General features: G+C 70.7%; 6 protein-coding genes. 4 read left to right on the plus strand and 2 right to left on the minus strand.

Annotation, left to right across the window (positions count from 1 at the left end; all coding sequences use genetic code 11):
- Positions 1-97: 97 nt before the first annotated feature.
- Positions 98-508 carry an FKBP-type peptidyl-prolyl cis-trans isomerase gene (locus AC1DYD_RS30360; protein WP_478176462.1) on the plus strand — a complete coding sequence of 137 codons (411 nt, stop codon included), beginning with the start codon at positions 98-100 and terminating at the stop codon, positions 506-508.
- 483 nt (positions 509-991) lie between these two features.
- Here the strand turns inward: AC1DYD_RS30360 and AC1DYD_RS30365 are convergent, their stop codons facing one another.
- Entirely contained in the window at positions 992-2587 is a 1596-nt protein-coding gene (locus tag AC1DYD_RS30365) for an OpgD/OpgG family glucan biosynthesis protein (protein WP_478176463.1), read from the minus strand.
- A 171-nt stretch (positions 2588-2758) separates the two neighbouring features.
- Here AC1DYD_RS30365 and ada point away from each other — a divergent pair, with 171 nt between their 5' ends.
- The 3 genes from ada to alkB are packed head-to-tail and all read left to right on the plus strand — an operon-like array spanning position 2759 to position 5190.
- Positions 2759-3841: a bifunctional DNA-binding transcriptional regulator/O6-methylguanine-DNA methyltransferase Ada gene (gene ada / locus AC1DYD_RS30370; protein WP_478176464.1), complete on the plus strand. Its 1083-nt coding sequence runs from the start codon at positions 2759-2761 to the stop codon at positions 3839-3841.
- Complete coding sequence (locus AC1DYD_RS30375; protein WP_478176465.1) at positions 3838-4542, plus strand: 2OG-Fe(II) oxygenase; 705 nt, start codon at positions 3838-3840, stop codon at positions 4540-4542. Before ada ends, AC1DYD_RS30375 begins: the two co-directional genes overlap by 4 nt.
- 3 nt (positions 4543-4545) lie before the next feature.
- Positions 4546-5190, plus strand: a complete 645-nt coding sequence (gene alkB / locus AC1DYD_RS30380) for a DNA oxidative demethylase AlkB (protein WP_478176466.1) — start codon at positions 4546-4548, stop codon at positions 5188-5190.
- Here the strand turns inward: alkB and AC1DYD_RS30385 are convergent.
- Positions 5168-6098: MBL fold metallo-hydrolase (locus AC1DYD_RS30385; protein ID WP_478176467.1), on the minus strand; the 931-nt coding region annotated here is incomplete at its 5' end. The two genes, alkB and AC1DYD_RS30385, sit on opposite strands and share 23 nt — an antisense overlap.

A 6098-nucleotide genomic window follows, 5' to 3' on the forward strand; every position in this document is an offset into this window, starting at 1 on the left:
ATCGGTGAGGCGTTGGCAAGGTTGTGCAAGAGCGGTGCCAGGCCGGCGCCGACCCGGCAATAATGAGCCCGTTTTTTCATTCAACCAAGGGTTTGCCGTGCGATCAGTTCTTTGTGCCGCCGTTGTTTCGTTGTTCGTCCTGCCGAGCGCCTTCGCGCAGTCGGCGCCGGTCACCAAGCCCAGCGGCCTGGTGTTCCAATCGCTGGTCGACGGCAAGGGCGCCTCGCCGGCTGCCACCGACGTGGTCAAGGTGCACTACCGCGGCACCTTTCCTGCCGACGGCAAGGAATTCGACAGCTCCTACAAGCGCGGCGAGCCGACCGAATTCCCGCTCAACGGTGTGATCCCGTGCTGGACCGAAGGCGTGCAACTGATGAAGGTCGGCGGCAAGGCCAAGCTGACCTGCCCGCCAGCGATCGCCTACGGCACGCGCGGGGCAGGCGGGGTGATTCCGCCGAATGCAACGCTGAACTTCGAGGTCGAGTTGATTGCGGTGAAGGGGAAGTAGTTCGGGGGCTTTTCAGGGCGGCGGGGCGGCGCGGCGGCGCGCGGTAGCGGCGTGCGGCGATGGCGGGCGGTATGCCCTGGGCCGGCCGACGTCACCGGCCGCCGCGCGGCTGCCCTGCGCTGCTCGCGGTACGCGGGGTCTCGCTCAAACTCGCCTTCGGCTCAAACAGTCGCGAGCCCTGATCCGCGCACCGCTGCGCTGCTCGGCGGTGCCTCAACGGCCAGCCCAGGGCATACCACCCGCCACCGCGGACACGTTGGGGTTGCACAGTTCGCTTCGACGGTTTCGCTGCGCGCAGGCTCTCGACGTCGGAGGCGCACGCACTCCTCGCACACCCACGGAGCCCGGCATGCGGTGCGGGACGGGCGATCCCCTCTGCACCGAAAGGCAGCCCGAAGGGCCGGCGCAGTGGGGTCGCTCGGCCCGTACCGCGTGCCGGGCACCCCTCCCAACGCACGAGCGCCTCAAGCCCCCCGGACGCCCCTAGAACGGCTGATACTGATACAGCCAAGTCTCAGACAAGGTCTGATCCCCGTTCTTCAGGAACAGCCGCATGTCCACCGGCTCCGTGCCCTCGGGCGTGAAGTCGAACTGGGCCCGCCAGTGCCCCGGCACGCCGTTCGGCACCGGCTCCGCGAAGATGTACGAGAACTTGCCGCGCGCGGCGGTCAGCACCAGTTCGGGCTTGACGCCGAAGGGCAGCGATTCGAGCGGCTTGCCGATGAACTCGACCATGAACTTGCGCACGCCCCGCGGCCGCGGCTGGCCGGGCTGGCCGCCGCGCCCCATGCGGGTGGCGACACAGCGTGCCAGCGGCGACGGGAAGGGTTCCTCGGCGCTCCAGTGGAGCCGGTACTTGAGCGCCACGCTCGATCCGGCGGCGGCCGGTGCCTTGGGCACCCAGCAGGCCAGCACGTTGTCGTGGATCTCGTCGTCGGTCGGGATCTCGATCAGCTGTACCGCACCCTCGCCCCAGGCGCCGATCGGCTCGACCCAGAGGCTCGGGCGCTTCTCGTAGTAGACGCCGTCCTGGTAGTGGTCGAAGCCGCGGTCGCGCTGCAGCAGTCCGAAGCCCTTCGGGTTGTTGTCGGTGAAAGCGGAGGCCCGGGTCTGTGCCGGGTTGTTGAGCGGCCGCCAGATGCGCTCGCCGCCGCCGCTCCACATCGCCAGGCCGTCCGAATCGTGCACCTCGGGGCGCCAGTCGATGCCGGTGGGCTTCACGGTCTCGGAGAACCAGTACATCGTGGTCAGCGGCGCGAGGCCGAAGCGGGCGACGTCGCGGCGCAGGAACAGGCGGCAGTCGATGTCCATCAGCACGCCTTTGCCACGCTGCAGGACGAAGGTGTAGGCGCCCGTGATGCCGGGGCCCTCGAGCAGGGCGTAGACCGTCATGGCGTCCGAGCCCGGGGCCGGCGGCTCGAAGTAGAAGCGCGTGAAGTTCGGGAATTCCTCGGCCCGGTCGGGCACCGCGGCATCGAGCGCGATGCCGCGCGCCGACAGGCCGTACTGGTAGAGCTCGCCGATGGCGCGGAAGTAGGAGGCGCCGAGGAAGGCCACCCAGTCGTTCTTCTGCCAGGGCCGCTTGCCTTGATCGCCGAGGCGGCTTTCCTGCAGCCGGAAGCCCGCAAAGCCGGCGCCCCCCGGCAACTGCCTGGCCGGGCTGTCGGCCGGCATCGTGAAATAGGCGGGGTCGTAGAGAATCTCGCGCGCGAAGGCGTCGCTGCCAGCGTTCTCGAGCACGTACATGTGGACCGGCGCCGGAAAGTAGCGGCCCAGGTGGAAGAAGGTCACGGGGAACGGGCCCGGCCCGTCGCGGAACAGCGCGTTGCCGGTGTCGAACCTGATCTTGCCGTGGGCGTCGTAGTCGATGCGCTGCAGCACGTCGGGCGGCAGCGAGCTGTCGGCCGCGTAGGGCTTGGCGGCCAGCGACTTCGACAGTGCAACAAGACGTTCGAAGGAGAAGGGCGCCGGCTGGCTGAGCTGGAGCCCATTGGCCGTCAGGGCCTCCGCGGGCAGTCCGAGGGCGGCGAGCGCGAGCGAGGCGCCACCGGCGGCAAGGAGTGAACGACGATCCATCATGTGGCCTCCAATCTAGCGAAGCGACAGGACTGGCGCCGTAGGCCGAAGCCGGAAGAAACCGTCTTGCCGGCATGGTCCTACAGTCGAATTCGAAAGCAAGACACGGAGTGCGCAGCGGATCGTCCTTTCCTACAGTGGATCCACCGATCAACACCGACGCAGAGGACGAACATGAACATGAGCAACGCCAATGAAATGCGGGCCCTCGCCACGGCCAGCGATCCGCGCTGGGCGGCGGTGGCCGCGCGCGACCCGGCGGCCGACGGCCGCTTCTTCTATTCGGTCCGCACCACCGGCGTGTACTGCCGGCCTTCGTGCGGGGCGCGGGCGGCGCGGCCCGAGAACGTCGACTTCCACGCCACGGCGGCCGCTGCGGAGCGCGCCGGCTTCCGGCCCTGTCTGCGCTGCAAGCCCGACCAGCCGGCGCGGCCCGAACGGCGGGCCGCCCAGGTCGCCGCGCTGTGCCGCTTCATCGAAGAGGCCGAGCAGGCGCCCACGCTCGACGAACTGGCGGCGCGCGCCGGCCTCAGCGCCTCCCATCTCCACCGGCTCTTCAAGGAAATCACGGGATTCACCCCGAAGGCCTACGCAGCGGCGCATCGGGCCCATCGTGTGCGCGAGGCGCTGGTGCGCAGCGACTCGGTGACGAGCGCGATCTACAACGCCGGCTACAACTCCAATGGCCGCTTCTACGAGGATGCCGACCGGACGCTCGGCATGACGCCGACGGCCTGGCGGGCCGGCGGGGCCGACACCGAGATCCGCTTCGCCATCGGCGAGTGCGCGCTCGGTTCGATCCTGGTGGCGCAGAGCGATCGCGGGGTCTGCGCGATCGCGCTGGGCGACGATCCCGATGCGCTGGCGCGCGAGCTGCAGGACCGGTTCCCGAAGGCCCGGCTGCTCGGCGGCGATGCCGGCTTCGAGGCCCTGGTCGCCCGGGTGGTCGGCTTCGTCGAGGCCCCGGCCCTCGGGCTCGACCTGCCGCTGGACCTGCGCGGCACGGCCTTCCAGCTGCGCGTCTGGCAGGCGCTGCGCGAAATCCCCGCCGGCACCACCGCGAGCTACAGCGAGATCGCCGAGCGCATCGGCGCGCCGAAGTCGACGCGCGCCGTGGCCCAGGCCTGCGGAGCCAACACCCTGGCGGTGGCGATCCCCTGCCACCGCGTGGTGCGCAGCGACGGCAGCCTCTCGGGCTACCGCTGGGGCGTGGAGCGCAAGGGTGCGCTGCTGCGTCGGGAGGCGCAGCCGTCATGAGTGCGCGGGACCTGGATGGCGTCGACTGGGCGCAGGTGGACAACGATCTCGATGCGCAGGGGAGCGCCGTGATCCAGGGCCTGCTGACGCCCGACCAATGCCGCTCGATGGCCGCGCTGTATGCCGAATCGGCGGCGTTTCGCAGCCGCGTCGTGATGGAGCGCCACGGCTTCGGCCGCGGCGAGTACAAGTACTTCGACCATCCGCTGCCGGCGCTGGTCGCGGGCCTGCGCGAGTCGGTCTACCCGCAGCTCGTGCCCATCGCCAACCGCTGGAACCAGGCCATGGGCATCGACGTGCGCTTTCCGCCGCAGCATGCCGAGTTCATCGCGCGCTGCCATGCGGCAGGGCAGCTGCGGCCGACGCCGCTGCTGCTGCAGTACGGCCCGGGCGACTACAACTGCCTGCACCAGGACCTGTACGGCGAGCATGTCTTTCCGCTGCAGCTGGTGCTGCTGCTGTCCGAGCCCGACCGCGATTTCACGGGCGGAGAATTCGTCCTGACCGAGCAGCGGCCGCGCATGCAGTCGCGGCCGATGGTGCTGCCGCTGCGCCAGGGCGACGCGGCGGTGATCGCGGTGCACCAGCGGCCGGTGCAGGGCACGCGCGGCGTCTACCGGGTCAACCTGCGGCATGGCGTGAGCCAGGTGCGCTCGGGCCGCCGGCATACGCTCGGCATCATCTTCCACGACGCGACCTGAACCATGACGCTGGACCTGTTCGAGGCCGAAGCCCCCTGGCGCGAGCCGCTCGCGCCAGGCGCGGTGGTGTTGCGGCGATTCGCGATCGGCCGCGACGCCGCCTTGCTGGCGGCCGTGCAACGGGTGGTCGAGGCGGCGCCGTTTCGCCACCTGGTCACGCCGGGCGGTTTCCGGATGCAGGTGGCGATGACCAACTGCGGCGCGCTGGGCTGGGTCAGCGACCGCCGCGGCTACCGTTACGACGCCAACGATCCCGACAGCGGGCGGCCCTGGCCGCGCATGCCGGCCGAGTTCTCGCAACTGGCGGCCGAAGCCGCGGCCGAAGCCGGCTTCGAGGGCTTCGCGCCCGACGCGTGCCTGGTCAACCGCTACCAGCCCGGCACGCGGCTGTCATTGCACCAGGACCGCGACGAGCGCGACCACGGCCAGCCGATCGTCTCGGTATCGCTCGGCGTCCCGGCCATGTTCCAGTTCGGCGGCACGCGGCGCACGGACAAGCTGCAGCGCGTGCCGCTGGCCCACGGCGACGTGGTCGTGTGGGGTGGCCCGGCGCGGCTCAACTTCCATGGCGTGCTGCCGCTGAAGGACGCGCAGCATCCGCTGCTGGGTGACTGTCGCATCAACCTCACGTTCCGGAAGGCCGGATGATCGGCTCGCGCGGCGGCAACCGGCGCGTCTCGCCGATCGCCGTCACGAAGAACTGCGCCTCCGCCATGCCCTGCGCGGCGCGCAGTTCCGCGAGCCTGCGCGGCGGCTCGTCGAGCGCCTCGTCGGTCAGCTGGAACACGCCCCAGTGGATGCCGAGGGAGCGCTTGGCGCCGAGATCGACATGGATGCGCAGCGCTTCCTCGACATCCACGTGCTGGTCGCGCATGAACCAGCGCGGCGCGTAGGAGCCGATCGGGATCAGGGCGATGTCGAAGCCGCCGCCCAGTTCGTCGCTCTGCCGGTCGGCGAAGTGCGCGCGGATGTCGCTGAAGTCGCGCGAATAGCCGGTGTCGCCCGTGAACAGCAGGTGGCAGTCCGGCGCCAGCACGGCGAAGCCGCCCCACAGCGTGGCCAGGGCGTCGCGCGGGCTGCGCGAGGACCAGTGCTGTGCCGGCACCAGCGCCACCTCGACGGCACCGTTCGGGCCTTGGAGGCGCTGCCGGTCCCACCAGTCCAGCTCGATCGTGCGCGTGATGCCGCGCGCCGCCAGCCAGGTCTTGAGCCCGAGCGGCACCACGAACAGCGGCGGGCCGCCGGGCTGGCGGTTCAACGCGAGCACGGAGGCCACATCGAGATGGTCGTAGTGGTTGTGCGAGACCAGCACCAGGTCCACGCGCGGCAGTTCGGCCAGCGACAGCCCCGGGGCCGCATGGCGCCGCGGGCCGAGCAGCGGCAGCGGCGAGGCCCGATGCGAGAACATCGGGTCGGTCAGCACCGTGAGGCCGCCGAGCTGCACCATCGTCGTGGCGTGGCCGATCCAGGTGACGGCCGGCTGCATCGCGGCGCCGGCGGCGGCGTTGGCGCGCAGCCAGGCCAGCTCGGGCGCGACYCGGGGCGTCGGTGCCAGC

This window comes from Variovorax sp. P4_B11, assembly GCF_056402355.1.

Bases quoted from the DNA above. Each gene is read 5' to 3' on its own strand.
- AC1DYD_RS30365 (WP_478176463.1), bottom strand. From the start codon at position 2,587: ATGATGGATCGTCGTTCACTCCTTGCCGCCGGTGGCGCCTCGCTCGCG.
- ada (WP_478176464.1), top strand. From the start codon at position 2,759: ATGAACATGAGCAACGCCAATGAAATGCGGGCCCTCGCCACGGCCAGC.
- AC1DYD_RS30375 (WP_478176465.1), top strand. From the start codon at position 3,838: ATGAGTGCGCGGGACCTGGATGGCGTCGACTGGGCGCAGGTGGACAAC.
- alkB (WP_478176466.1), top strand. From the start codon at position 4,546: ATGACGCTGGACCTGTTCGAGGCCGAAGCCCCCTGGCGCGAGCCGCTC.